The 22,001-nt window shown below is 65.4% G+C and carries 24 protein-coding genes and 1 pseudogene; 19 read left to right on the top strand and 6 right to left on the bottom strand.

Annotated features, from left to right (window positions below):
* Nucleotides 1-161: 161 nt before the first annotated feature.
* The 5 genes from ACK4FK_RS04255 to ACK4FK_RS04235 all read left to right on the top strand — a co-directional run bounded on the left by ACK4FK_RS04255 (nt 162) and on the right by ACK4FK_RS04235 (nt 6,306).
* Nucleotides 162-1,553 carry a CmpA/NrtA family ABC transporter substrate-binding protein gene (locus ACK4FK_RS04255; protein ID WP_409741565.1) on the top strand — a complete coding sequence of 464 codons (1,392 nt, stop codon included), beginning with the start codon at nt 162-164 and terminating at the stop codon, nt 1,551-1,553.
* A 48-nt stretch (nt 1,554-1,601) separates the two neighbouring features.
* Nucleotides 1,602-2,441, top strand: coding sequence for a nitrate ABC transporter permease (gene ntrB, locus ACK4FK_RS04250; RefSeq protein WP_409741562.1), 840 nt, complete (start codon nt 1,602-1,604; stop codon nt 2,439-2,441).
* A 10-nt stretch (nt 2,442-2,451) separates the two neighbouring features.
* Nucleotides 2,452-3,318: an ABC transporter ATP-binding protein gene (locus ACK4FK_RS04245; protein ID WP_409741559.1), complete on the top strand. Its 867-nt coding sequence runs from the start codon at nt 2,452-2,454 to the stop codon at nt 3,316-3,318.
* A 37-nt stretch (nt 3,319-3,355) separates the two neighbouring features.
* Entirely contained in the window at nt 3,356-3,805 is a 450-nt protein-coding gene (cynS, locus tag ACK4FK_RS04240; protein WP_409741556.1) for a cyanase, read from the top strand.
* 236 nt (nt 3,806-4,041) lie between these two features.
* Nucleotides 4,042-6,306 (top strand): methyl-accepting chemotaxis protein, encoded by a 2,265-nt coding sequence (locus tag ACK4FK_RS04235; RefSeq protein ID WP_409741553.1) that lies wholly within the window; start codon nt 4,042-4,044, stop codon nt 6,304-6,306.
* Here the strand turns inward: ACK4FK_RS04235 and ACK4FK_RS04230 are convergent, their stop codons facing one another.
* The 3 genes from ACK4FK_RS04230 to ACK4FK_RS04220 are packed head-to-tail and all read right to left on the bottom strand — an operon-like array spanning nt 6,307 to nt 8,520.
* A complete protein-coding gene (locus ACK4FK_RS04230) occupies nt 6,307-6,762 on the bottom strand; it encodes a hypothetical protein (protein ID WP_409741551.1) in 456 nt (151 codons plus the stop codon).
* Nucleotides 6,759-7,934: a 23S rRNA (adenine(2503)-C(2))-methyltransferase RlmN gene (rlmN, locus tag ACK4FK_RS04225; protein ID WP_409741548.1), complete on the bottom strand. Its 1,176-nt coding sequence runs from the start codon at nt 7,932-7,934 to the stop codon at nt 6,759-6,761. The genes ACK4FK_RS04230 and rlmN overlap by 4 nt, the downstream gene beginning before the upstream one ends.
* A 4-nt stretch (nt 7,935-7,938) precedes the next feature.
* Nucleotides 7,939-8,520, bottom strand: coding sequence for an invasion associated locus B family protein (locus ACK4FK_RS04220; protein ID WP_409741546.1), 582 nt, complete (start codon nt 8,518-8,520; stop codon nt 7,939-7,941).
* A gap of 172 nt (nt 8,521-8,692) precedes the next feature.
* Between ACK4FK_RS04220 and ACK4FK_RS04215 the strand changes: the two genes are divergently transcribed.
* On the top strand, nt 8,693-9,223 hold the full coding sequence (locus tag ACK4FK_RS04215) for a sigma-70 family RNA polymerase sigma factor (RefSeq protein ID WP_409741545.1): 531 nt from the start codon (nt 8,693-8,695) through the stop codon (nt 9,221-9,223).
* A 135-nt stretch (nt 9,224-9,358) separates the two neighbouring features.
* The gene (locus ACK4FK_RS04210) at nt 9,359-9,922 is read left to right on the top strand and encodes a PAS domain-containing protein (RefSeq protein ID WP_409741543.1); all 564 of its coding nucleotides are present in this window, start codon (nt 9,359-9,361) and stop codon (nt 9,920-9,922) included.
* On the opposite strand, the gene ACK4FK_RS04205 is transcribed toward ACK4FK_RS04210, so the two are convergent.
* Together ACK4FK_RS04205 and ACK4FK_RS04200 are read right to left on the bottom strand one after the other, a co-directional pair.
* Nucleotides 9,919-10,839 (bottom strand): sterol desaturase family protein, encoded by a 921-nt coding sequence (locus tag ACK4FK_RS04205; protein WP_409741541.1) that lies wholly within the window; start codon nt 10,837-10,839, stop codon nt 9,919-9,921. The two genes, ACK4FK_RS04210 and ACK4FK_RS04205, sit on opposite strands and share 4 nt — an antisense overlap.
* Entirely contained in the window at nt 10,836-11,258 is a 423-nt protein-coding gene (locus ACK4FK_RS04200; RefSeq protein WP_409741538.1) for a hypothetical protein, read from the bottom strand. Before ACK4FK_RS04200 ends, ACK4FK_RS04205 begins: the two co-directional genes overlap by 4 nt.
* Nucleotides 11,259-11,350: 92 nt before the next feature.
* Between ACK4FK_RS04200 and sppA the strand changes: the two genes are divergently transcribed.
* From sppA to ACK4FK_RS04175, 5 genes are read left to right on the top strand one after another with little or no spacing between them, the layout of a single operon-like run.
* Nucleotides 11,351-12,280 carry a signal peptide peptidase SppA gene (gene sppA / locus ACK4FK_RS04195; protein WP_409741536.1) on the top strand — a complete coding sequence of 310 codons (930 nt, stop codon included), beginning with the start codon at nt 11,351-11,353 and terminating at the stop codon, nt 12,278-12,280.
* Nucleotides 12,281-12,321: 41 nt separating this feature from the next.
* Entirely contained in the window at nt 12,322-12,630 is a 309-nt protein-coding gene (gene ihfB / locus ACK4FK_RS04190) for an integration host factor subunit beta (protein WP_409741534.1), read from the top strand.
* Between the two features lie 17 nt (nt 12,631-12,647).
* Complete coding sequence (locus ACK4FK_RS04185) at nt 12,648-12,956, top strand: LapA family protein (RefSeq protein ID WP_409741532.1); 309 nt, start codon at nt 12,648-12,650, stop codon at nt 12,954-12,956.
* 10 nt (nt 12,957-12,966) lie between these two features.
* A complete protein-coding gene (locus ACK4FK_RS04180; protein WP_409741529.1) occupies nt 12,967-13,914 on the top strand; it encodes an ornithine cyclodeaminase family protein in 948 nt (315 codons plus the stop codon).
* Nucleotides 13,911-15,065 carry an FAD-dependent oxidoreductase gene (locus tag ACK4FK_RS04175; RefSeq protein ID WP_409741526.1) on the top strand — a complete coding sequence of 385 codons (1,155 nt, stop codon included), beginning with the start codon at nt 13,911-13,913 and terminating at the stop codon, nt 15,063-15,065. The genes ACK4FK_RS04180 and ACK4FK_RS04175 overlap by 4 nt, the downstream gene beginning before the upstream one ends.
* Here the strand turns inward: ACK4FK_RS04175 and ddpX are convergent.
* A complete protein-coding gene (gene ddpX, locus ACK4FK_RS04170) occupies nt 15,020-15,595 on the bottom strand; it encodes a D-alanyl-D-alanine dipeptidase (RefSeq protein ID WP_409741524.1) in 576 nt (191 codons plus the stop codon). The genes ACK4FK_RS04175 and ddpX overlap by 46 nt on opposite strands.
* Nucleotides 15,596-15,624: 29 nt before the next feature.
* Between ddpX and tsaB the strand changes: the two genes are divergently transcribed.
* The 7 genes and pseudogenes from tsaB to ybeY all read left to right on the top strand — a co-directional run.
* A complete protein-coding gene (tsaB, locus tag ACK4FK_RS04165) occupies nt 15,625-16,776 on the top strand; it encodes a tRNA (adenosine(37)-N6)-threonylcarbamoyltransferase complex dimerization subunit type 1 TsaB (RefSeq protein ID WP_409741521.1) in 1,152 nt (383 codons plus the stop codon).
* Between the two features lie 88 nt (nt 16,777-16,864).
* Entirely contained in the window at nt 16,865-17,296 is a 432-nt protein-coding gene (locus ACK4FK_RS04160; protein WP_409741519.1) for a MucR family transcriptional regulator, read from the top strand.
* Between the two features lie 139 nt (nt 17,297-17,435).
* Nucleotides 17,436-17,879 (top strand): Fur family transcriptional regulator, encoded by a 444-nt coding sequence (locus ACK4FK_RS04155; RefSeq protein WP_409741516.1) that lies wholly within the window; start codon nt 17,436-17,438, stop codon nt 17,877-17,879.
* 24 nt (nt 17,880-17,903) lie between these two features.
* Complete coding sequence (locus tag ACK4FK_RS04150; RefSeq protein WP_409741513.1) at nt 17,904-18,782, top strand: lysophospholipid acyltransferase family protein; 879 nt, start codon at nt 17,904-17,906, stop codon at nt 18,780-18,782.
* Nucleotides 18,783-18,988: 206 nt separating this feature from the next.
* On the top strand, nt 18,989-20,377 hold the full coding sequence (miaB, locus tag ACK4FK_RS04145; RefSeq protein ID WP_409741510.1) for a tRNA (N6-isopentenyl adenosine(37)-C2)-methylthiotransferase MiaB: 1,389 nt from the start codon (nt 18,989-18,991) through the stop codon (nt 20,375-20,377).
* 116 nt (nt 20,378-20,493) lie between these two features.
* Nucleotides 20,494-21,495: a PhoH family protein gene (locus tag ACK4FK_RS04140; RefSeq protein WP_409741930.1), complete on the top strand. Its 1,002-nt coding sequence runs from the start codon at nt 20,494-20,496 to the stop codon at nt 21,493-21,495.
* A 9-nt stretch (nt 21,496-21,504) separates the two neighbouring features.
* Nucleotides 21,505-21,984, top strand: a pseudogene (ybeY, locus tag ACK4FK_RS04135) (rRNA maturation RNase YbeY); the annotation flags it as partial.
* Nucleotides 21,985-22,001: the final 17 nt, after the last annotated feature.

Raw genomic sequence — 22,001 nt, 5'->3', positions numbered from 1 at the left:
ATTCTACGATTAATCGTAATAAGAACTACGAAAAATCGTATATTGCGAATATTCGTAGTATAGCCTGGCAATCAAAGCCTTGGCAATCGTGGCTTTCACGACCATGGCACGCTCCTTGCTGATTTCCGCCTGAGGCAACCGCAACAGGAGAGGCAGGCAGCATGTCACTGTTCAAGAATCCGTTCGATCACCAGAACGATCTTTCGGCCTGTCCCTGCGGCGCCCACCGTTCGCTCGCCGAGCACAATACCGAGCTGGCCATGCTGCAGCGCCAGCAGCAGCTCGCCGTGGCCGCCGACGAGGAAAAGCGGCTGACCAATGCGGTCGATCAGGCCGTGGTGCGGGCCCTGATCCCCAACGACATGACGCGCCGCCGCGTGCTGCATGCCATCGGCGCCGGCACGCTGCTGGCCGCGATCGAACAGGTCTTCCCGCTGGCCACCGCACGCGAGGTCTTCGCGCAGGACAAGGGCCCGCTGGAAAAGAAGGACCTCAAGGTCGGCTTCATCGCCATCACCTGCGCCACGCCGATCATCATGGCGCATCCGATGGGCTTCTATTCCAAGCATGGCCTGAATGTCGACGTGATCAAGACCGCCGGCTGGGCGGTGATCCGCGACAAGACCATCAACAAGGAATACGACGCCGCCCACATGCTCTCGCCGATGCCTCTGGCGATCACCACCGGCACCGGCTCCAACCCGATCCCCTATGCGGCGCCGGCCATCGAGAACATCAACGGCCAGGCCATTACCTTGGCCATGAAGCACAAGGACAAGCGGGATCCGAAGCAGTGGAAGGGCTTCAAGCTGGCGGTGCCCTTCGACTATTCGATGCACAATTATCTGCTGCGCTATTATCTTGCCGAACATGGCGTCGATCCTGACACCGATGTGCAGATCCGCGCCGTGCCGCCGCCGGAAATGGTGGCGAACCTGCGCGCCGACAATATCGACGGCTTTCTGGCGCCTGATCCGGTGAACCAACGCGCGGTCTATGATGGCGTCGGTTTCATTCACCTGTTGACCAAGGAAATCTGGGACGGCCATCCCTGCTGCGCCTTCGCTGCCAGCCAGGAATTCGTCACCACGGCGCCGAATACCTATCGCGCCCTGCTGCGCGCGATCATCGAGGCTACGGCCTACGCCACCAAGCCGGAAAACCGCAAGCAGATTGCCGAGGCCATTGCGCCGGCGGCCTATCTGAATCAGCCGGTCACGGTGGTCGAGCAGGTGCTGACGGGCACCTATGCCGATGGTTTGGGCAACGTGAAGAAGGTGCCCGACCGCATCGATTTCGCGCCTTTCCCCTGGCAGAGCTTTGGCATCTGGATTCTCACCCAGATGAAGCGCTGGGGCCAGATCAAGGGCGATGTCGATTACCAGAAGGTGGCCGAGCAGGTCTTCCTGGCCACCGACACGCAGAAGCTGATGCAGGATGTGGGTCTCACGCCGCCGAGCAGCCCGTACAAGACCTTCTCGGTGATGGGTAAGCCCTTCGATCCCTCGAAGCCGAACGACTACATCAACTCGTTCAAGATCAAGCGCGTCTGAGCGGCACCGGCCAGTGATCTTGGATTCAGTAATCGTGGAGTCTTTGGAATGAAGATGTCGTTCCGCCTGCGTGCCGCCATCGTGTCGGTGGCTTTGCTGGTCGCGTTGCTCGGGGCTTGGCACATCGCCACCTCGGGCACCGGCCAGACCCAGGCCATGGACCCGGAATATGCCAAGCTGATGGGCCTGACCGCTACCCAGGGCAAGTCGGCCATGCCAGGCCCGCTCGATGTGGGCGGCGTGTTGTGGAAGCATCTGGCAGATCCCTTCTACGTGAAGGGACCGAACGATCAGGGCATCGGCATCCAACTCGCCTACTCCATCGGCCGAGTTGCGCTCGGCTTCGGCCTGGCGGTGCTGTTCGCCGTGCCGCTTGGCTTCCTGATCGGCCTGTCGCCGCTGTTCCGACAGGCGCTCGACCCCTTCATCCAGGTGATGCGGCCGGTCTCGCCACTGGCCTGGATGCCGCTGGCGCTCTACACAATCAAGGACAGCGCGATCTCGTCCATCTTCGTGATCTTCATCTGCTCAGTCTGGCCGATGCTGACGAATACAGCCTTCGCCGTCGCCAATGTGCGCCGGGAATGGCTGAACGTGGCGCGCACGCTGGAAGTCGGCACCTTCCGCAAGATCTTCCGCGTCATCCTGCCAGCGGCTGCGCCGACCATCCTCACCGGCATGCGCATCTCGATCTCGATCGCCTGGCTGGTGATCGTTGCCGCCGAAATGCTGGTCGGCGGAACGGGTATCGGCTACTTCGTGTGGAACGAGTGGAACAATCTTTCCATTGCCAACGTGATCAACGCCATCCTGTTCATCGGCGTGATCGGCATGCTGCTCGACCAGTTGCTCGGCTTCCTCACCCGTCTCGTCACCTATCCGGAGTGAGGCCGCCGCCATGAGTCAGCATTTCATCTCCGTCGAAGGCCTCAAGCGCCAGTTTCCCGGCACCGACAAGGCAGTGTTCGAGGATCTGTGGTTTGGCGTCGAAAAGGGCGAGTTCGTCTGCATCATCGGCCATTCCGGCTGCGGCAAGACCACCGTGCTCAACATCCTCGCCGGCCTGGACAAGCCCAGCGACGGGGCCATCATTTTCGACGGCAAGGCCGTCGAAGGGCCTAGCCTGGACCGTGCCGTGGTGTTCCAGGGCCATGCCCTGATGCCGTGGATGAGCGTGCTCGATAACGTGCTGTTTGCCGTGCAGTCGCGCTGGCCATCCTGGTCCAAGGCTAAGGCGGCCGAGCATGCCCGCAAATACATCGCCATGGTCGGCCTGGGCGGCGCGGAAGCCAAAAAACCGGCGCAGCTTTCCGGCGGCATGAAACAGCGTGTCGGCATTGCCCGCGCGTTGTCGATTGAACCCAAGACGCTGCTGATGGACGAGCCCTTTTCGGCGCTGGACGCGCTTACGCGGGGCACGTTGCAGGATGAAGTGCTGCGCCTGCGGGCCGCCACCAACCTCACCGTCTTCATGATCACCCACGACGTCGACGAAGCCATGCTGCTGGCCGACCGCATCGTGCTGATGACCAACGGGCCAGGCGCCAAGATCGCCGAGATCCTGGTCAATACGCTGCCCAAGGACCGCACGCGCGAGACCCTGCATCAGCTGCCCGATTACTATCCGATCCGCAATCACCTGCTCGATTTCCTGGTGCGGCGCTCGAAAGCCTTCACGCCCCCGGCCGGCTGGGAGTCCCGCAAGCCGCCGCACGTATACGCCGCCGCACCCAAGATCGGTCTGGGCGGCGCCGCCGCCGAATGAATTGTCCGTCGCCATCTGAAGAAACAGGAGAAACACCGTGAAGCGCGAGTCCGTCACCGAAAAGATCCTCGACACCAAGCGGCTGAAAGGCTGGAGCTGGAAAGAGATCACCAAGAAGATCGACCCTAAGCAGTCGCCGATCTTCCTCACCGCCGGCCTGCTCGGCCAGATGAAGCTGACGCCGCAGCAGGCCGCCAAGACGGCCAAGCTGTTTGGCCTGGGCAAGTTGGAGGAAAAGCTGCTGGCCGAAACGCCCTATCGCGGTTCGCTGCCGCCGGGCCCGCCGACCGATCCGCTGATCTATCGCTTCTACGAACTGGTGCAGGTCTACGGCACCACCTGGAAGGAGCTGATCCAGGAAGAATTCGGCGACGGCATCATGTCGGCCATCGATTTCAACATGACGATGGAACGCCTGCCCGATCCCAAGGGCGATCGCGTGAAGATCGTCATGACCGGCAAGTTCCTCGATTACAAGCGCTACTGACGCGGCCGCGCCGCGGCCAAGGCGGCTTTACCTTCCGCGCAACATCGCAGCGCATGCCGTCCGGCCAAGGCCGGGCGGCATTTTTTTGCTTTTGGTGCTGCCAGCGACGCTGCTCGTTGACCGTGCGTATGGTGACGATCAGTTTCCGCAAAAGTTTTCCTGGCACGGATCATGCTTGCTTTTGAGTCATGGTGCTGCCCTCGGCGGCTACCCAAAAGCGATAAATGAGGTGCCGCATGCCGACTTCTCCCCAGACCGCGCCCGCCAAGCCAGCCCGCAAGACCGCGTCGGCCAACCTCGCCATTCTCGGCTTCGTCGGATTCGCAGCCACGCGCCTGTTCGAGGAGCGGCAGTTGCGCGACGAGGCGCCCGCGGCCGGTGCGGCAATCGGCTATGCCATCGCCATCGGCCAGTTGGCCAACGACCTGCAGCGGGAGCGCGGCTCCAGCGCGTTGTTCATCGGCAGCAAGGGACACGAATTCCGCGAGCAGCTTCAGGCGGCGCGCGCGGCCATGGATCAGAACGCACTGGCGGTGCAGGCTGCCACGGATGTCTGCCGTGCGCATGCGCTGCTGGCCCCGCTGGTTGCCGCCGGCGATGAGCTCGGCCGCCTGCTGGATCACGCACGTCAGGCACGGTCACTCATCGACAGGCTGGATTTCACCACCCAGCAATCCTTCGCCAACTGGACCACGCCGATCCGCCATGCGCTGGAAAGCGTACGCGGCATCGGCTACCTGCTCGGCAATGTCGAACTGGCGCGCGGCCTGGATGCGTTCCTCGCCCTGCTCGAGGGCCTGGAGAAATCTGCGCAGGAACGTGCCACTGGCTCGGGCGCGCTGGCGGCAGGCCGTTTCGACCTGCCGGTGTTCCAGCGCTTCATGAGCCTTGGCTTTCTGCAGGAGGCCGATTTCACCGTGTTCCGTGCTCACGCCACCAAGGACCAGATCGCCTTCTGCGATGCTGTCTTCCGAGAGCCGGCCTTCGCCGCCGTGCAAGGCCTGCGCACGGCAATCTATGACGGCTTCGCCCATGGTTCGACCGGCGGCATCGCGGCGCCGCACTGGTTCCAGGTCACCACGCAACGGATCGAGCAGATCAACCGTGTGCGCGACTGCGTCGCCGCCGATCTGCGCGCCGCCTGTACGCAACTGCTGGCGCAGCCGAAGGATAGGTTCGCCGACATCTTCGCCGCCTGCCTCACGCTTGGCCTGCCCCTGGTGGCTCTGGCCGGCCTCCTATTCGGGGGCGGTGCGCGTTTCGCCACCCTTCGGCATGCCTACCGCGTATGGCGGGACGAGGCGCGGGCACGCCGCAAATCCTCGCGCGAGCGTCAGGTGCTGCGCGACGGCGAGCGGCTCAAGCTGGCCGAGCGCGAGGCGCGCGAGAAGGTGGCGGCAGCCGAGATCACCGAACTGGTCAACCGCATCATCGCCGGCGATCTTTCAGGGCGCCTGGCGCAGGATGGCAAAGACGGGTTCTTCCTCGATGTCAGCCGCCAGCTCAACCGCCTGACCGAAATGCTGCAGGGCATGGTGGGCGAGCTGGCCCAGGTGACCGAGGCGCTGGGCCGTGGCGATACCGGGCAGCAGGTGACGGGCGATTACGCCGGCATATTCGGCGCGTTGAAGCAGAGTGCCAACGGCATGGCGGCAATGCTGCGGGATGTGGCCGCGCGGCTGGGCGACAGCGCCACGCAGGTAAGGGCCGCATCGGCCGAGATTTCCACCGGCAGCCTCGATCTTGCCCAGCGCAGCGAAAGCCAGGCGGCGGCGCTGGAGCAGACCGCCGCGACAATGCAGCAGATCACTGCGACAGTGAAACAGAATGCCGATAATGCGGCCCGCGCCGATGGCCTGAGCATGGTGGCGCGCGACAAAGCCGCCGCGAGCGGAACGGTGGTACAGGGCGTGGTCGATGCGATGGCCAGGATCGAGGCCAGCGCCGCGCGCATCGGCGATATCGTTGCGGTGATGAACGAGATCGCCTTCCAGACCAATCTTCTGGCGCTGAATGCGTCCGTGGAGGCCGCGCGTGCCGGCGAAGCGGGCAAGGGGTTCGCCGTGGTGGCGCATGAAGTGCGCGCCCTGGCCCAGCGTTCGGCGAATGCGGCCAAGGAAATCAGGGGGCTGATCGAGGATTCCAATACCCATGTGCGTGCCGGCGCCGGCCTGGTGGATCGCGCCGGCAGCGCGTTGGCCGAGGTGAACCAGGCGATCCGTGGCGTCACCGACATCATCGCCGAGATCGCCGCCGCTTCGCGCGAGCAGGCGACCGGGCTGGAGCAGGTGAACATGGCGGTGGCGCAGATGGACCAGTCCACGCAGCGCAATGCCGCGCTGGTGGAGGAAACCACCGCCTCTGCCCAGGCCCTGGCCGAACAGGCCGGCGCCCTGGCCGAACTGGTAGGGTTTTTCAGGACCGCGGCAGAAACCCCAGCCAAGCCGGGAAGGATGGCGGAGATGCGCGGAGATGCCAGGCTGCCGGCGCGGGCGGCCTGATCAGTTGATCACCCCAGCCATCACATCCAGCACCTCGCCGCTGGAACGGCGCAGCAGGATGACATCGGCACCGACAACCAGGCGTGCGGTGTCGGGTCGCGCGGGCGGAAGATCGCGCAGCAGCGGCCCGGGCAGATTGTGCAGCCTGGCCGCCACATCCAGCGGCAGGGTGTCACCCTTCCGGGGCGCCGTGGCGATGCCGGCAGGAAGACTGCGCTGGACGGACTTGGCCCGCGAAGCGCGCGCCCGGTCCGCATGCTTGCGCTGGAAATAATACGGGATCAGCCAGCGCTCGGTGCTGTTGAAAGCGGTGCTGTCATCAATGCTGGCGCCGATGCCGGCAGGCTGCGCCGGAGGCATGACCTGGCCGGATGCCGGCTGTGCGCCGCCCCCTACCGCCAGCAGAACGGCCGCCGCCAGTCCGGAAAGAACAAACAGGCGCGGCGCCATGGTCATGCCGACAGACCGGCGGCTTCCTTGGCCGCCTGTTCGCGCAGGATGTCGGCCTTGCTGCGTTTCACGCTGGCCGATTTGAGCTGGCCGCAGGCGGCCATGATGTCGCGCCCGCGCGGCGTGCGCACCGGCGAGGAATAGCCGGCGTTGAACACGATGTCGCTGAACTTGCGGATCGCCTCGTCGCTGGAGCATTCATACGGCGCGCCGGGCCAGGGGTTGAACGGAATCAGGTTCACCTTGGCCGGAATGCCCTTCAGCAGCCGCACCAGTTCCTTGGCGTCGGCGGGCGTGTCGTTCACGCCCTTCAGCATCACGTATTCGAAGGTGATGCGGCGTGCGTTGCTCAGGCCCGGATAGGCGGCGCAGGCGGCCAGCAGGTCCTTGATCGGGTATTTCTTGTTGATCGGTACGATCACGTCGCGGATGTCGTCGCGCACGGCATGCAGGCTGATCGCAAGATTGACGCCCAGTTCGGCGCCGCAACGTTCGATCATCGGTACCACGCCGGCGGTGGAGAGCGTGATGCGGCGCTTCGAGATCGCGATGCCCTCGTTGTCCATCACGATCTTGAGCGCCTTGGATACGTTGTCGAAATTATACAGCGGCTCGCCCATGCCCATCATCACGATGTTGGACAGCATGCGGCCGTCCTTGGGCGAGGGCCATTCTTCGAGGTGGTCGCGCGCCAGCATCACCTGACCGACGATTTCGCCGGCATCCAGGTTGCGCACCAGTTTCATCGTACCGGTATGGCAGAACTTGCAGGTCAGCGTGCAGCCGACCTGACTGGAGACGCACAGCGCACCGCGATCGTCTTCCGGAATGTGCACGCATTCGGCTTCTTCGCCGTCGCTGAATTTCAGCAGCCATTTGCGTGTACCGTCCACACTCTTCAGGTCGCGGCTCGCCTGCGGGCGGCCCACGGTGAAGTTTGCCGCCAGACGTTCGCGCATGTCCTTGGCCAGCGTGGTCATCTCGGCGAAATCGCGGCTGCCGCGATAGTAGATCCAGTGCCAGAGCTGGTTGGCCCGCATCTTGGCGGCCTTTTCCGGCTCGCCGGCGGCGACCAGCGCGGCGGCGATCTCGAGCCGCGTCAGGCCCAGCAGGTCGCGCGGCCCCGAAGTCGCCGCAGCGGCGGGACGGGCGGCGATATCCGGCACGATGGCGGTCATGACGTCACGACGATGCCCCAAGGCCACAGGCCTTGTCGATGGCTTGCAGGGCGGCAGTGAATCCACTCAGGTCGTAGGTATCGGTGGTCTTGGTGCCGCGCGCGGATTCGCCTTTCACCACCAGCGTTTTGCCCTTGCGCAGGGCTTCCACCAGCTTCTGGTCGGTGGCAGCATCCGCCGCCCAGGCCGCTTCCTGGTAGGTGAACATCTCGATGGTGGCCGTGCCGATCACAGCCTGCGCCGGCACCTCGGTTTTCAGCGGATAGCCGAAATAGATGCTCACCTCGTTGCGGATCTTCTCCTTCGGCTTATGCGTCACCAGGATGTAGATCTCGCCGCGCTTCGCGCCGGCCGGCTCCTTCTTTTCCGGCTGGGCGTGCAGGTAGCAAAGCTTGGCGCCCTTGTCGGTATGCTCATAGGCATCCCAGCCCGAGAAACTGCCAATGCGTTTGGTCTCGCTCTTGGCAGCAGTCTGCTTGTTCTGCGGCTTCTGTTGGGCCTGGGCGTCGCCATGGCCGGGCGGCAGAAAAAGGAGGAGCGAGGCGAGCAGCGGAGCTGCCAGTCGATAAACCCTGTTGTCGGTCATGGCGGGAACATAGCGGTGGTGTCGGGGGATTTCCACCCGATTTCATGGCAACATCATGGCAGGGCCGGCGACGCTGCCTTAAATCATTGGCTGTCTTGCGTTATCGCCTCGCTTCGCGCAGCATGGCGGCATGGAGCAGAGAGGGATGGACCGCGACCGGCAGGCAGCTCTGATGCAAGCCGTAGCCCAAGCCGGCGACCGCGCCGCTTTCGCTGCGCTCTATGAACATTACGCGCCGCGCCTGAAGGCCTACATCATGCGGCTCGGTGCTCCCGAAGATGTCGCCGAGGAACTGGCGCAGGAAAGCCTGATCTCGGCCTGGGGCCGCGCCGCCACCTTCGACCCGGCGCAGGCCTCGGTCGCCACTTGGCTGTTCACCATCGCGCGCAACAAGCGCATCGACCGATTGCGCCGCGAGAGGCGGCCCGAGATCGATCCCAACGATCCGGCTCTGGTGCCCGACGAGATGCCGGCGCCAGACAGCGGCGTTGATCAGGCGCAGGCCGAGGCACGGTTGCGGCGCGCGATGCAGGCCCTGTCAGCCGACCAGACCCATCTTCTGCAACTCGCATTTTTCAGCGATCTTTCCCACCGCGAGATTGCCGACCGCGAGAAGCTGCCGCTCGGCACGGTAAAGTCGCGCATTCGCCTCGCGCTCGCGCGCCTGCGCACACAGCTAGACGGTGAGGGAATGGAAGGCTGACCGGACTTAGGCGATATTTCCATTGATAACGATTCGCCGTAAGGTTGTAACTCATTGTAATAAAATGAAAATTGCCTGACTGTCGAATCACAATTCACCTCAGCGATTCGCCTCATCACATAGTTGTTATCTTCAGTGACCGCCGGTCTCCCGCTTCCCTTTGCCGACGACCGCATCCTGCTCAATTTGGCCGCTTATTGGTCGGCCAGACGGGTCGAGGATGCGCTGCCCCTGCGCGGCACCATCGATCCCCTCGACATGCCGCGCCGTCTGCTGCCCTTCCTGGTGCTGGCCGAGCCCGCCGGCACCGGCAGGGTGATGCGCTTTCGTCTGGTCGGCACTGAACTGGTACAGCGCTTCCACCGCGATGCCACGGGAAAGACCACTGCCGAAATATACAGCGGCGCCTACCGGGACTACATGGAGCAGCTCTATGCCACGGTGATCGAGACGGGGCAGCCGCTCTATGCCGAAAGCACGCAGCGCTGGCCGGAGGAGGGCATGAGCCGGGTCCGCCGTCTGCTGTTGCCGGTGGCGGCTGATGCCGATGCCGCGCGCGTCGCCTTCGTTCTGGGGGCCGTGACCTGGAGCGTTTCGGCCGGGCCAGGCAAGCAGCCGGAGCCGCAGCGCATTCCCATTCAGGCCCTGGAAAAGGGCGTACTGCAGGCCACATTCCGCGGCATGCTCGATGCGCTCTAGTCGGCCGTGCCGTGCAGGCCCGCCCGTTCGGCCTGCCAGCGCGCGCGCAGCATATCCGACGTGATGCCGCTGCCGTCGGGCCGCCAGCCCGGCGGGCCGAACAGATAGCCCAGTGCCGCTCTCAGCGAGGTGGCGCGGCGCAGGTCTCGGCCGATCTCGACCCATTCATGGAAAGCGATGCGCAGCGGATTGAAGCTGCCGATATTCTTCACGATGCCATAGCGGCAGGGCTCGGCATCGTCTTCCGGCGCGAAGCTGCCAAACAGCCTGTCCCAGATGATGAAGATGCCGGCGTAATTGCGGTCGAGGTAGCGCGGATTGGTGGCGTGATGCACACGGTGATGCGAGGGCGTGTTGAACACCGCTTCGAACCAGCGCGGCAGGCGGCGGATCAGCTCGGTATGGATCCAGAACTGATAGACCAGGCTGACGCCCTTCTGGAACACGATCAGCGCCGGCGGGAAGCCCAGCAAGGCCAGCGGCAGCCACAATGCCCAGGTGAAGACCAGGTTGCCGGTCCAATGCTGCCGCAATGCGGTCGAGAGATTGTAATGCTGCGAGGAGTGGTGATTCACATGCGCCGCCCACCAGATGCGATGTTCGTGGCTCAGGCGGTGAAACCAGTAATAGATGAAATCCTCGGCGAACAGCAGGGCGATCCAGGTCCACAGGGTTAAGGGCAGGTCGAACAGCCGCCATCCATGCACCGCCTGCAGGGTCCACCATATCAGGCCGGAAAACAGCACCGCCTGCACCAGGTTGACCAGCCCCATGGTCAGCGAGGCGGCGGTATCGCGCAATTCATAGGCCGGATGCCGCCGCAGGCGCGCAACCAGAACCTCCAGAGCCGCCAGGCCGATGAAGGCCGGGATCGCAAGGATCACGGGATCGGGCAGCCGAAAGGCCAGCTCGCTCATGCCGGCATCTCCGTCACGCGCCGGCGCCAGTCTTCGGCTGCGGCCTGATCCAGCAGCAGCGTAAAATTGGGATGCGTGAAGGCCCACGTGCGGATCGCCAGCAATGCACAGCCGTCATCCTGCGGCGTCAGCGTCACCGTTGCGACCTCGTCGCGCTGCAGTTTGCGGGCGGCCAGCTTTGCGCCGCTGGCAAACACCATGGCCACATGGCCCTGGCCATCATGGGCGATGGCGCAGTCGTGGCTGCGGGATATGGCGATATCCGCGGCCGCGAACCCGGTCTCACCGGCGCCCAGCAGGGCGGCGGCCTCGCTGGTATCGGCCAGGCGCGCATGGCGCAGGCCGCCGGTCAGCCAGACCAGCAACAGGATCAGCGCGATGCCGGCCAGCGGCACGGTGGGGTCGAGCGGCAGGGCCATGGCCGCAGTATTGGTAGCTTTATGTGCAGCGGCAAGGTGTTATTGGCGGCGGCTCCCTTGGCAAGCCGGTCCGCCGCCCTTACCTTGTCGCCATGTCCAATGATACCGATGCCTGGCTGGAGCGCCGCCGTCTGGCGCGCCGTCTGAACTGGTGGCGTTTCGTCGCCGTGCTTGCCGTCATGGTCGCCGCGCTGGGCGCCTTCTACTGGGTCGATCCCGGCAATGTCATTCGCCGCCACCAGGCCCATGTGGCCCGGCTGGAGATCAGCGGCGTGATCGCCGAGAACGACTGGTGGATGGAAAAGCTGCAGGAGGCGGCCGAAGACGACCGCGTCCGCGCCCTGATCGTCCACGTCAACAGCCCCGGCGGCAGCACCTATGGCGGCGAGGCCCTGTTCGGCGCGATACGCAGGGTGGCCGAGGAAAAGCCGGTGGTGTCGGTGATCGGCACGCTGGGCGCATCGGCCGGCTACATGATCGCCATTGCCGGCGACCAGGTACTGGCGCGCGAGACCTCGCTGACCGGCTCGATCGGCGTGCTGTTCCAGACCGCGGAATTCTCCAAACTGATGGAAAAGATCGGCGTCAGCGCCGAAACCATCGTATCAGGCCCGCTCAAGGACCAGCCCAACCCGACCCGGCCGATGAGCCCGGAAGGCCGCGCCCAGATCCAGCGCATGGTACAGGAGACCCATGCCTGGTTCGTCAAACTGGTGGCCGAGCGGCGGAATCTGCCGGTCGAAACGGTCTCCCGGCTGGCGGATGGGCGGGTATATTCCGGCCGGATAGCCCTGGAAAGCGGCCTGATCGACGGTCTGGGCGGCCTCGCCGAGGCGCGCGATTGGCTGGCCCGGAACCGGGGAATCGCAGCCGAATTGCCGCTCCGGGACATCCCGTCCGAGCCCCCGACCGGCTTGCTGGATGGGGTGGGAAGCCGGGCCATGAGCGCCTTTTTTGGAAAAAGCCTTTTCTCCGAACGGCTTAAGCTTGACGGGCTGATCTCCCTTTGGCACCCTGAGTAAAGAACGAGGGGGCCCCGCCACCGCCGCGCAGGGAAACGCCGATGATCAAGTCTGAACTCATCAACCGACTGGCCGAACGCAATCAGCATCTGACGCAACGCGACATCGAGCGGATCGTCGGCACGATCTTCGATGAAATCGCCAACGCGCTCTCGCGCGGCGATCGCGTCGAATTGCGCGGTTTCGGAGCCTTTTCGGTCAAGCGCCGCCCGGCACGCACCGGCCGCAACCCGCGCACCGGTGCCGCCGTAGAGGTGCAGGAGAAATTCGTGCCGTTCTTCAAGACCGGCAAGGAACTGCGTCAGAAGCTCAATCTGTCGGGCGACCAGACTTCGGATTCCGACGAGTAAACATTGAAGGGGCTGCCATGCGCTTTCTGCGCGTCCTGTTTGCCGCCCTACTGCTGATTGTCCTGGTGGTCTTTGCGGTATCCAACCGCCAGGTCGTCGTCGTCAGCCTCGAGCCGCTGCCCTTCATCCTCGACCTGCCGCTGTATCTGCTGGTTTTCCTGATCTTCCTGACCGGCCTGATCGCCGGCGCGGTACTGGGCCGCCTGAACGCCTGGTCCTCGGCCCGCCGCAAACGCCAGGCGGATGCGCTGAAAGCGGCAGCACGATCCGCTGCCCCGCCTGAGCCGTCGGGCAATCTGCCCTCCGTGCCGCCGCCGGCTGTCTGACGGCGGAAAGATGCGCAGTATCGAAGCCGCCGCCGTCCACGCCGCGCTGCCCTATGGCAAGCTGGTACAGCACCTGCGTGTCGCCTTCCGCAGCCAGGGCAGCCAGATTCCCCTGCGCAGCCATTTCCATATCGACGATCCTGCCGGCGGCGCCGGCGGTACCCTGCTGGTGATGCCGGCCTGGGTACCTGGCGGCCATATCGGCATCAAGGCGGTCAGCGTCTATCCCGACAATGCGAAACTCGGCCTGCCCTCGGTGATAGGCTCGTATCTGCTGCTCGATGCCAAGACCGGAGCGCCGAAGGCAATCATCGACGGCGTCGCGCTCACATTGCGGCGCACCGGCTGCGCCTCGGCGCTGGCGGCCGACTATCTGGCGCGGCGCGATGCGAAGCAGTTCCTGATGGTCGGTGCCGGCTCGCTGGCGCCGCATCTGATCCGGGCGCACCATGCCGTACGGCGCTACAAGCGGATCGAGGTCTGGAACCGCAACCGTTTCCGCGCCGAGGCGATTGCGGAAAAACTCAGCGACCTGAATGCCTCGATCGCTGTGGTCGACGACTTGGAGGCCGCCGTGCGCGCCGCCGACACGATTTCCTGCGCCACGCTCAGCCGCGAACCGCTGGTGCGCGGCGAGTGGCTGCGTCCCGGCACCCATGTGGATCTCGTCGGCGGCTTCACGCCCGAGATGCGCGAGGCCGACGACGCGACGTTGCAGCGTGCATCCGTCTGGGTCGATACCCGCGCCGGCGCCCTGAAGGAGGCCGGCGATCTGGTAGCGCCGATCCGCAATGGCGCGTTGACGGCCGAGCAGGTGCGCGGCGATCTGTTCGACCTGTGCCGCACCGATGCCTTCGCGCGCCGGGACGATGGCGAAATCACGCTGTTCAAGTCGGTCGGCAGCGCGCTCGAGGATCTTGCCGCGGCCGAGCTGGTGGCAGAAAGCGTGCAGCCATGAAGGTCGTCGTGGTGGGCGGCGGCATCGTCGGGCTGTCCACGGCCTGGGCCCTGAAGCGCGCTGGTGCCGATGTCAGCGTGGTGGAGCAGGGCCGGCTGCCCAATCCGCTCGGCAGCTCGGTCGACCAACATCGCCTGATCCGCTATCCCTACGGCGCGCAGCGCGGCTATCTGCGCATGGTGCGCGAGGCCTATCATGGCTGGGAGAGGCTGTGGGGTGACCTGAAGATGCGGCTCTATGCCGAGACCGGCACGCTGGTCCTGAGCGGCATGGGCGATGCCTGGGCCAAGGAATGCGTCGTCACGCTGGCGGCCGAGGAAATCGAGCATCTCTCCTTCGACGCAGAAACCGTGATCGGCCGCTGGCCGATGCTGGTGGGCGACGGGCTGGAGGATGCCTATTATTGCCCTTCGGGCGGCCTGCTGTTTGCCGAGTCGATTATCGCCGCCCTCAGCGGCCATCTGCGCGAGCGCGGCGTGCCGCTGTTGACCGGAAAGGCCGTCGCCGCCATCGATGCGGAAGCCGGCATCGTGAAGCTGGCCGATGGCGATAGTCTGCGCGCCGACCGTATCTTGGTCGCCGCCGGCCCTTGGACGTCGCGGCTGCTGCCCGATCTGGCGCCGGTATCGCGGCCGTCACGGCAGACCGTGGTCTATCTGCAGCCGCCGGCTGAATTCACCGCCGCCTGGCATACCGCGCCGATGCTGCTCGAAATCGGAGCCGTGAAAGGCTTCTATCTGGTGCCGCCGCGGGTGACGCGGGATGGCATGCGCACGGGGCTGAAGATCAGCGACCACCGCTTCGGGCCCGCCGCCGACCCGGATGGCAGCCGCGATCCCTCGGCGGCCGAGATCGACGCCATACTGGATGGCGCGCGACACCGCATCGCCGGCCTGGAGGGCTATCGCGTGCTGCAGGGCAAGACCTGCTTCTACGATGTCGAAGCCGAGGAACGCTTCCAGCTTCGCCGGCTCGGCGCATGCGGTTATGCCCTGTGCGGCACCTCAGGCCATGGTTTCAAGTTCGGGCCCGCGCTGGGCGAGCGGATCGCTGCCGTGCTGCAGGAGAAGGTGGATTTCGAAACGGCCGCGCGCTGGGCGGCCGGTCACATCATCGAGGTTCCCGCCGCCGCGTCGGACAGCAGCGGATAGCGGCGCGGCTGGAAAAGCTGGTAGTGCCACCATTCGTTGCGATAGAAGTCCCAGCCGGCGGCGGTCATGATGCCCAGCAGCAGGGCGCGGTTCTTCTGCTGCGCCGGTGCGACGTCGAGGTTGCCGTGGAAGGCCAGCGGAGTGAAGGCATCGAAATCGGTGCCCATGTCGAGATCGTGGCCATCGGCATCGACCAGCGTGACATCAACCGCCGCGCCGCGCGAATGGGGCGAGCCCTTGCGCGGATCGGCGAGGAAATTCGGATCGGGGTTATGATTCCACAAGGCCCAGGCCGCCTCGGTGGGGCGGAAGGCATCGAAGATTTTCAGCCGCAGCCCCATCTGCGCGGCAAGCTGGATGGCGCGCCGCAGCAGCGCGGCGGCTTCTGCGTTCAGGAAGCAGGCCGGGCGCTTGTAGATCGGCGCGCCGGTGATGTTGTCGTGGCCGGCATAGCGCATGTCGATCAGCACCGGATAATCCGGCCCGGCGATCTCGACCAGGCCGGCATTGTGGAGGGAAGGCTGGATCATGCCTTCTCCTACCATTGCGGATCGTGGCCGTGAAGCTGCTGGCGATCGATACGGCCCTCGATGCCTGCTCGGCCGCCATTCTCGATGGCGACAAGGTGCTGGCCCGCGTGATCTCCCCCGGCGGCAAGGGCAATGCCGAACGCCTGCTGCCGGTGCTCGAGCAGGCGCGCAGTTTGGCCGGCCTCGAACTGCGGCAGCTCGATGCCATCGCGGCCACCATCGGACCGGGATCGTTCACCGGCATCCGCACGGCCCTGGCCACGGCGCGCGCCCTGGGGCTTGCCCTGAACCGGCCGGTGCATGGCGTCACGACAACCGAAGCCCTGGCCTTCGCGGCGGCGCAGCCCGGAAAGGGAATCGTGGCCGTAATCGATGCGCGGCGCGGCGAGGTCTATCTGCAGGGCTTTGCCGCGGCCGATGCCGGTCTGGGCAAGGCGCTGGCCGAACCGCAGATCCTGCCGGTCGCGGCGGCTGCCGCGGCCCTGCCTGCCGGCGCCACGCTGTTGGTCGGCAGCGGCGCGGCCCTGCTGCTGCAGGCGGCCGGCCGTGGCGATCTTGGGCTCGCGCCGGCCGAACCGAATCCCGACCCGGTGATCGTGGCGCGCCTGGCCATGGCCCAGCCACGGCCGCAGCAGTCGCCGGCGCCGCTCTACATCCGCCCGCCCGATGCCGCGCTGCCGGCGGTGCTGCAGCCGCGCGCGGCCCTCAGCGTCACGCTGCGGCCCTGCGGGGTCGAGGCGGCCGATATCCTGGCCTTGTTGCATCACGAGGCATTCGACAGCGGCGCGCATGGCGAAACCTGGAACGCCCAGAGTTTCCGCGATCTGCTGGCCATGCCCGGCGCGCTCTGCCTGCTGGCGCTGAGCGCGGACCAGCCGGTCGGCTTTCTGCTGCTGCGCGTCGCCGCCGACGAGGCCGAGGTGATCTCGCTCGGCGTCAAGTCGCGGCTGCGGCGTCTGGGCGTGGCTGCGGCGCTGATGCGGGATGGGCTGGCGCAACTGGCCGGCCGCGGCGTGCGGCGCTGCTTCCTGGAGGTGGCAGACGACAATGCCGCCGCCCGGGCGCTTTATACGGGCCTCGGCTTCCAGGCGGTGGGGCATCGGCGCGGCTATTATGCCGCCGGCGGCGATGCGCTGGTCATGCAGAAATTAATACCATTTCCGGGCGAAACACTACAATAGTCTCGAATTCATCACTGGATTTATTGTGTTCCGGCCACATATACTTCGGCGCATCGCAAGTTTTATTTCAAATACTGGGAGCGAAGTCATGGCCAATGCAGCGGATCGCTCGGAATTGCTCGCGCTGACGGTCGAGATCGTCGCCGCCCATGTCTCCAACAACAAGACCGAAGCAGCCGAATTGCCGGCCCTGATCCGCCAGGTGCACGCCACGCTGGCCGGAATCGCCGGCGGCACGGCGACTCAGCCCGCCGCAACCGGCGCCGCGGCCGAGCGCCTGCAGCCGGCGGTGGCGGTGAAGAAATCGGTCACTCCCGACTACATCGTCTGTTTGGAAGACGGCAAGAAGCTGAAGATGCTCAAACGCCACCTGATGAGTCATTACAAAATGACGCCCGAGCAGTATCGCGAACGCTGGGGTCTGCCGGCGGATTATCCGATGGTGGCGCCCAATTATGCCTTGCACCGCCAGGTGCTGGCCAAGAAGATCGGCCTTGGCAAGGGGCGCCGCCGGCGCTGACCAGATTGGATTCGCCGCCCGGACCGGCTATGTCAGGGCAGGAAGGACCGGCGCGACGCGTTTCATCCGCGGATGGGACGTGCTAGGATTAGCGGGTCGCTTCGACAGGGATTGAACAGCTTAAAAGGGCAGCCGGCCGATGAGCAGCCGTCTCGAACAACTCTGCGAACAACTGGGCATGCGGATGACGGACCAGCGCCGGGTGATAGCCCGTGTGCTGAGCAGTTCCGACGATCATCCCGACGTGGAGGAACTGCATCGCCGTTCGGTGGCGGTCGATCCGCGCATCTCGATCGCCACGGTGTATCGCACGGTCCGCATGTTCGAGGAAAACGGCATCCTCAGCCGTCTCGATCTCGGCGATGGTCGCGCCCGCTACGAGGAAATGCCGGAATCGCACCACGATCACCTGATCGACACGCGCAGCGGCAAGATCATCGAATTCAACGACCCCGAGATCGAGGCGCTGCAGGAGAAGATCGCCGCCCGGCTTGGGTACAAGCTGATTGATCACCGGCTGGAACTGTTCGGCGTGCCGCTCGACGACAAGGACGCCGGCAAGAAGGGCAAGAGCGGTCGCTGACCGCGGCCTGTTCCCATGAGCTTGATGACCATTCGGGCTGTTGTGACGCTGGCCATCTTCATGGCCTGGACGCTGCTGCTCATTCCCGTTCAGATCCTGTTGATCAGAACCGGCAGTCCGCTGATGCGCAGGCTGCCGCATGCCTATCATCGCAGCGTCGCCTGGCTCCTGCGCGTTAAGGTGCGCCGCATCGGCCATGCGCCCGCCGCGGCGCCGGCTTTGTTCGTGTCCAACCACATTTCATGGCTTGATATCGTCGTGCTGTCGGCCGTCTTGCCGGCCAGCTTCATCGCCAAGCACGAGGTCGGCACATGGCCTTTCTTCGGCACGCTGGCGCGGCTGCAGCGCACCGTTTTCGTCGAGCGCGACAACCGCCGCCGCACCGCCGAGCATCGCGACGAGATGCGCGAGCGGCTGGAGCAGGGCGACAACCTGATCCTGTTTCCCGAAGGCACCTCATCCGACGGACTGCGCATCCACAGCTTCAAATCCGCCTTCTTTGCTGCCGCGGAGCGCCCGGTGCGCGGACACATGCTCAATGTGCAGCCGGTCAGCATAGGCTATGCGCGTCTCAACCACATGCCGGTCGGGCGGCGCTGGATGCGCATCTTTGCCTGGGTGGGCGATGAAGACCTGCTGCCGCATCTGTGGCGCTTCCTCAAGGCCGGCCCCAGCGAGGCGGTGGTCGAACTGCACCAGCCGGTGACGATGGAGGATTTCGCTTCGCGCAAGGGCATGGCCGCCTGGTGCCACCAGCGCGTGCTGGAAGGCCTGAGCGACATCAATGCCGGGCGCGAGCCGGGTCAGCGCAGCCTGCCCAAGCCGCATCATCACCATGTGCATGGGCATGTGGCAGAGGCCGTGCCGGCCGGCGAAACGCCCGTAGCCACCCCCGGCATTTAATTCCGGGCCTTGATCCCGGGCCGGGCGAAAATCGTCTGCATTAACTCATTGATTCTCCTGTGAAGAATCTGTGACGTCCAGGCGCCGACCCCGCCGTTGCGCTTGGCTTGGCCGTCCCGGAATGCTAGGTTGTGGTCGTCGAAACATCGCAAGGAGCGTCTGGGGCCTCGCCGAAGTCTGGCGATTCGCCCCGCTGAAACCCGGACTTGGCCAAGAAGCTGTTCATCAAGACCTACGGCTGCCAGATGAACGTCTACGACTCCGCCCGCATGGCGGACGTGCTGGCCCCGCTGGGATACGCCAAGACCGAGACGCCCGATGACGCCGACATGGTGATCATCAACACCTGCCATATCCGCGAGAAGGCCGCCGAGAAGGTATTCTCCGAGCTGGGCCACTGGCGCATCCGCAAGACCGAGGCGCGCGCCCGCGGCGGCGACGTCACCATCGCCGTGGCCGGCTGCGTCGCCCAGGCCGAGGGCGAGGAAATCCACGCCCGCGCCCCCTTCGTCGACCTCGTGGTGGGGCCGCAGGCCTATCACCGCCTGCCCGAACTGCTGGCAAAAGCCGAACGTCTCCGGGCGAAATCGTCAGGCAAGGGCAGCGGCGTGCTGGATACCGAATTCCCGGTCGAATCGAAATTCGACCACCTGCCCGAACAGGTAGCTACGCCGCCCGGCCCGGTCGGCTTCCTGGCGATCCAGGAGGGCTGCGACAAGTTCTGCACCTTCTGCGTGGTGCCCTACACGCGCGGCGCCGAATATTCTCGGCCGGCCGAAGCCGTGATGGCCGAGGCCGCGCGGCTGATCGACGCCGGCGCGGTCGAGATCGCGCTGCTCGGCCAGAATGTGAATGCCTGGCACGGCGCGGGGCCCGGCGGCGAGACCTGGTCGCTCGGCCGGCTGCTGCGCGAGCTGAACGACCGCTTCGCCCACCGCCATCCGAAACTGCGCTGGCGCTACACCACCTCGCATCCGCGCGAGATGGACGACGATCTGATCGCCGCCCATCGCGATGTGGCCGGCCTGATGCCGTTCCTGCATCTGCCGATACAGTCGGGTTCAGATGCCATCCTGAAGGCGATGAATCGCGGCCATCGCGCCGAGGATTATCTGCGCATCGTCGAGAAACTGCGCGCGGCGCGGCCCGACATCGCATTGACATCCGATTTCATCACCGGCTTTCCCGGCGAAAGCGATCGCGATTTCGAGGCCACGCTGCAGCTCGTGCGCACCGTCGGGTTTGCCCAGGCCTATTCCTTCAAGTATTCGCCGCGCCCCGGTACGCCGGGCAGTCTGATGCCGAACCAGGTTTCCGACACGATCAGCACCGAACGCCTGCATGCGCTGCAGGCCCTGCTGCAGGAACAATCGGCCGCCTTCAACCGCGCCTGCGTCGGCCGCCGGATGGATGTGCTGGTCGAACGCACCGGCCGTCAGCCCGGCCAGTTGCTCGGCCGCTCGCCCCACATGCAATCGGTGGTACTGAACGACCCCGCGCTGAAGATCGGCGATTTCGTCACCGTGGCGATCACCGACGGCCATGCCAATTCGCTGTTCGGCGAAATCGCCGGCGCCAGCCGCGAGGCGGCGTGACGCGGGCGCGGCACAAGGATCTGCTGGTAACCGAAAGGCTCAAGCCTGTGAGCGACCTGCGCGGCCCGGAAACAACCAATCCCCCCACCATTGTCGACTTCGCCGACAACCGCCTGCTGGCGCTCCTGTTCGGCGAGCATGACCGGCATCTGGCGCGGATCGAGGAGCGCCTGGGGGTCGCGGTAACGCCGCGCGGCAACCGGCTGATGATCAGCGGCCCGGCCGAGGGCCAGGCGCAGGCGCGCCAGATACTGAGCGAACTTTACGGCCGCCTCGAAGACGGCCGCATGATCGAGATGGGCGATGTCGACGGCGCTATTCGCATGATCCAGGGAGGCCAGATGAACGCACCAGTGACGGCAAGGCTGCGGGACAAGGCGGGCGACATGCCGCGCGAGGGCGAAAAGCTGCCCGAAGGCGCGGTACGCACCAAGAAGCGCATCATCCTGCCGCGCTCGGTGACGCAGAAAAAATATTTCGAGGCGCTGCAGAAGCACGAACTGGTCTTCGGCCTGGGCCCGGCCGGCACCGGCAAGACCTATCTCGCCGTCGCCATGGCCGTCTCCATGCTGCTGGAGGGCCGCGTCGATCGCATCATCCTCTCCCGGCCCGCGGTGGAAGCCGGCGAGCGGCTCGGCTTCCTGCCCGGCGACATGCGCGAGAAGATCGATCCCTATCTGCGTCCACTCTATGACGCGCTCTACGACATGTTGCCGGCCGAACGCGTCGCCAAGGGTCTGGAAAGCGGCGAGATCGAGGTGGCGCCACTGGCCTTCATGCGCGGCCGCACGCTCTCCAACGCCTATGTCATTCTCGACGAGGCGCAGAACACCTCGCCGGTGCAGATGAAGATGCTGCTCACCCGTCTGGGCGAAAATTCGCGTCTGGCTGTCACGGGCGACCTGTCGCAGATCGACCTGCCGATCGGCGTGCCCTCGGGCCTGCGCCATGCGCTTGACATCCTCGATGGCGTGGAGGGCATATCCTTTGTGCGCTTCGGCGAGGCCGATGTGGTGCGCCATCCGCTGGTCACCAAGATCGTGCGCGCCTATTCCCAGCACGAGCAGGAACTGGGCCTCAGTCGTCCGGATGCCGCCGGTCGGCCGCCGCGGCGCTGAGTTGCGGCCATGCCAGACGGTTCCAGTATCGACATTGATATTCGCATTGCCGCGGCAGGGTGGCGCACGGCCTTGCCCGGCCCGGCGGCCCTGGTGCGCCGTGCGGTACACGCGGCCCTGAAGGCCGAACTGCCGGCGCATACCGAAACCGGCTTGAGCATCCTGCTCACCGACGACGCGGAGATGCGCAAGCTGAATGCCGGCTGGCGCGCCAAGGACAAGCCGACCAACGTGCTGTCGTTTCCCGCCGATGCGGCGATCAATCCGGCCAAGCCGCCGGCCTATCTGGGCGATATCGCGCTGGGCCTCGCCACCTGCCGGCGCGAGGCGAAGGAACAGGGCAAGACTCTGGCCGACCATGTCGCGCATCTGACCGTGCATGGCGTGTTGCATCTGCTTGGCTATGACCATATGGACGATGAAGAAGCGGCGGCGATGGAGCCGCGCGAGGTGGAAATCCTCGCGGGACTGAAGATCGCCGACCCTTATCGGCCGGCGCGCAAATC

The sequence above is a fragment of the Ferrovibrio sp. genome, assembly GCF_046297895.1.
Classification (GTDB): domain Bacteria; phylum Pseudomonadota; class Alphaproteobacteria; order Ferrovibrionales; family Ferrovibrionaceae; genus Ferrovibrio.
The sequence above is the reverse complement of the archived record's forward strand: the minus strand, read 5'-3'. Positions and strand labels throughout refer to the sequence as shown.

What these genes read in the sequence shown, in the direction of transcription:
- ACK4FK_RS04255 (WP_409741565.1), top strand. Translation starts at nt 162, where the DNA reads ATGTCACTGTTCAAGAATCCGTTCGATCACCAGAACGATCTTTCGGCC.
- ntrB (WP_409741562.1), top strand. Translation starts at nt 1,602, where the DNA reads ATGAAGATGTCGTTCCGCCTGCGTGCCGCCATCGTGTCGGTGGCTTTG.
- ACK4FK_RS04245 (WP_409741559.1), top strand. Translation starts at nt 2,452, where the DNA reads ATGAGTCAGCATTTCATCTCCGTCGAAGGCCTCAAGCGCCAGTTTCCC.
- ACK4FK_RS04235 (WP_409741553.1), top strand. Translation starts at nt 4,042, where the DNA reads ATGCCGACTTCTCCCCAGACCGCGCCCGCCAAGCCAGCCCGCAAGACC.
- ACK4FK_RS04230 (WP_409741551.1), bottom strand. Translation starts at nt 6,762, where the DNA reads ATGACCATGGCGCCGCGCCTGTTTGTTCTTTCCGGACTGGCGGCGGCC.
- rlmN (WP_409741548.1), bottom strand. Translation starts at nt 7,934, where the DNA reads ATGACCGCCATCGTGCCGGATATCGCCGCCCGTCCCGCCGCTGCGGCG.
- ACK4FK_RS04220 (WP_409741546.1), bottom strand. Translation starts at nt 8,520, where the DNA reads ATGACCGACAACAGGGTTTATCGACTGGCAGCTCCGCTGCTCGCCTCG.
- ACK4FK_RS04215 (WP_409741545.1), top strand. Translation starts at nt 8,693, where the DNA reads ATGCAAGCCGTAGCCCAAGCCGGCGACCGCGCCGCTTTCGCTGCGCTC.
- ACK4FK_RS04205 (WP_409741541.1), bottom strand. Translation starts at nt 10,839, where the DNA reads ATGAGCGAGCTGGCCTTTCGGCTGCCCGATCCCGTGATCCTTGCGATC.
- ACK4FK_RS04200 (WP_409741538.1), bottom strand. Translation starts at nt 11,258, where the DNA reads ATGGCCCTGCCGCTCGACCCCACCGTGCCGCTGGCCGGCATCGCGCTG.
- sppA (WP_409741536.1), top strand. Translation starts at nt 11,351, where the DNA reads ATGTCCAATGATACCGATGCCTGGCTGGAGCGCCGCCGTCTGGCGCGC.
- ihfB (WP_409741534.1), top strand. Translation starts at nt 12,322, where the DNA reads ATGATCAAGTCTGAACTCATCAACCGACTGGCCGAACGCAATCAGCAT.
- ACK4FK_RS04185 (WP_409741532.1), top strand. Translation starts at nt 12,648, where the DNA reads ATGCGCTTTCTGCGCGTCCTGTTTGCCGCCCTACTGCTGATTGTCCTG.
- ACK4FK_RS04180 (WP_409741529.1), top strand. Translation starts at nt 12,967, where the DNA reads ATGCGCAGTATCGAAGCCGCCGCCGTCCACGCCGCGCTGCCCTATGGC.
- ACK4FK_RS04175 (WP_409741526.1), top strand. Translation starts at nt 13,911, where the DNA reads ATGAAGGTCGTCGTGGTGGGCGGCGGCATCGTCGGGCTGTCCACGGCC.
- ddpX (WP_409741524.1), bottom strand. Translation starts at nt 15,595, where the DNA reads ATGATCCAGCCTTCCCTCCACAATGCCGGCCTGGTCGAGATCGCCGGG.
- ACK4FK_RS04160 (WP_409741519.1), top strand. Translation starts at nt 16,865, where the DNA reads ATGGCCAATGCAGCGGATCGCTCGGAATTGCTCGCGCTGACGGTCGAG.
- ACK4FK_RS04155 (WP_409741516.1), top strand. Translation starts at nt 17,436, where the DNA reads ATGAGCAGCCGTCTCGAACAACTCTGCGAACAACTGGGCATGCGGATG.
- ACK4FK_RS04150 (WP_409741513.1), top strand. Translation starts at nt 17,904, where the DNA reads ATGACCATTCGGGCTGTTGTGACGCTGGCCATCTTCATGGCCTGGACG.